Genomic DNA, 1,700 nt, shown 5'->3' with positions numbered 1-1,700 from the left:
GCGCCGTGGTAGACCGAGCGGATACTGGGGTTGCACTCCTTGTCAAGAGACCAGAGGTCGAATTTATTCTCCCTTAGCTGTCTGAGACACTCCTCTCTATACCTAGCGGAGAGGAGAGCGGCAACGAGGAAGTCCGCGCCTGAATCTATTGAGTAGCCGCTTAGGGGGATGCCCCTCTCCGTAACTGGAGTATAGGCGAGGCCGCCCCCAGGCAGAAGGACAGAGAACCGCACCTCCCCACCTCTCACATATTCATCGCCAATGAAGCGAGTCCAGTAGACGTTCCCCAAGTCGTCCACCGCATACACCGGCGGCGCCGGGTAGTCCTCGACGGGGATAGGCTTGTAGTCGTAGAATATGTAGTAGCTGGTGCCCTCGGAAGGCACAACCACGTAGCCATCCGCCATAAACAACGCCAAGCCCCAGACATCCACACGCCGGAAAAAGACTCCGTTGGCGGTCACCCTCGACACAAACCTAAAAGGCGTCCGCCTAACCCCCGCCACGACGCCCAAGTCAATAAAAGGCTCCTGTAGATGTTGCTCTTCGCAAAACACCACCTCGGGGATCATTTCAAAAACGGAGGGGTGCCCTGGTACAGCTCAGCCACGCTGTCCACAACACTCTTCAAATCCCTCCCGCCCGTAACCTCAAAAGTGCGGAAGTATCTGTACGCGTCCCTCGCTACAGCCTCGACAAAGTCGGGAGTCAGCCTACCCAGCTCAGTCTCCACGGCAAACACCACCGCCTTACCCGACGACGCGTCAACCAACACCAGCGAAAACACGACAGGCGTCCTCTCGCCGCGCCAGTCAACCCGCTGAAGGACAGGCCTGTAGACAAAGGTAGAGGAAACGCCTACACTCGTCGTCCCCACAGCCCCGGCGCCGTTGTACGCAGCCACTAGATAAGACACCAGCTCTCCCTCAGACACCGGATAGCCCTTAACCACGTCGCGCAACTTAAGCAACATACCAACCTTACCTGGAATATTCGACGCCCTAACACTATCAAGATAGCCGCTTTCACTATAGTAATCTACTCTCTTTACCTCTGCGATTACTAAACGGCCAGATTTATCTACAGCAAGCAGGTCAAACGCAGTGCCGGAGGCCTGCACGGCGAAGAGCCCCCTTGAACCCGGCTGAATATCTGTAATTATGCCAGAAGACAGCCTCACAGGCCGGAGCTCCCTTATCATATCCACCTCCAGCCCCACAGCCTCCGGCCTCGTGCCGTATATCTCCGGCGCCAGCGCTCCCGTCAAGTACTTAAGAAAAGTCTCCCAGTAGCAATTGCCGCCGCTACACGCCACATCCGCCACATCACCGGGGAATTTATACGTAAAACCCCTAGCCCAGCCCTCCAGCCCCCCTAACCTCACCGCAACCGGCTCACCCAGCACACCGCCGACTAGCTTCTTGCCAATAGTCAAAGCCAACATATAATCGTTATAGGACGTCAAGAGTATCTTTCCATCTTCGCTAAAGACAACCGCCGCAAGCCCAGACTTCTCGCCACCATCATAATACTTAAACCGGGCAATCTTGAGGCTATACCCCACATCGCCGTACCTCCCAGACTTAACGTCTACAAACCTCTCCCAGCCCAAAAACGGATTGACAACGCCAGAACTAAGCAAATTATCCCTTTCCCTATACACCTTTAATCCAAACATTATAATTCTGCCATCGGATGCC

2 protein-coding genes are annotated in these 1,700 nt (G+C 55.1%); both read right to left on the bottom strand.

From position 1 onward, the window contains the following. Positions 1-572: hypothetical protein (locus tag ACP5J3_RS14250; RefSeq protein ID WP_428496286.1), on the bottom strand; the 572-nt coding region annotated here is incomplete at its 3' end. Next, positions 569-1,700, bottom strand: a 1,132-nt coding sequence (locus ACP5J3_RS14245; protein WP_428496285.1) for a hypothetical protein, incomplete at its 5' end; no start/stop codon positions are given. The genes ACP5J3_RS14245 and ACP5J3_RS14250, both read right to left, overlap by 4 nt.

The organism is Pyrobaculum sp. (assembly GCF_049971835.1).
GTDB lineage: Archaea > Thermoproteota > Thermoprotei > Thermoproteales > Thermoproteaceae > Pyrobaculum.
This window is presented reverse-complemented; position numbering and strand designations above follow the sequence as displayed.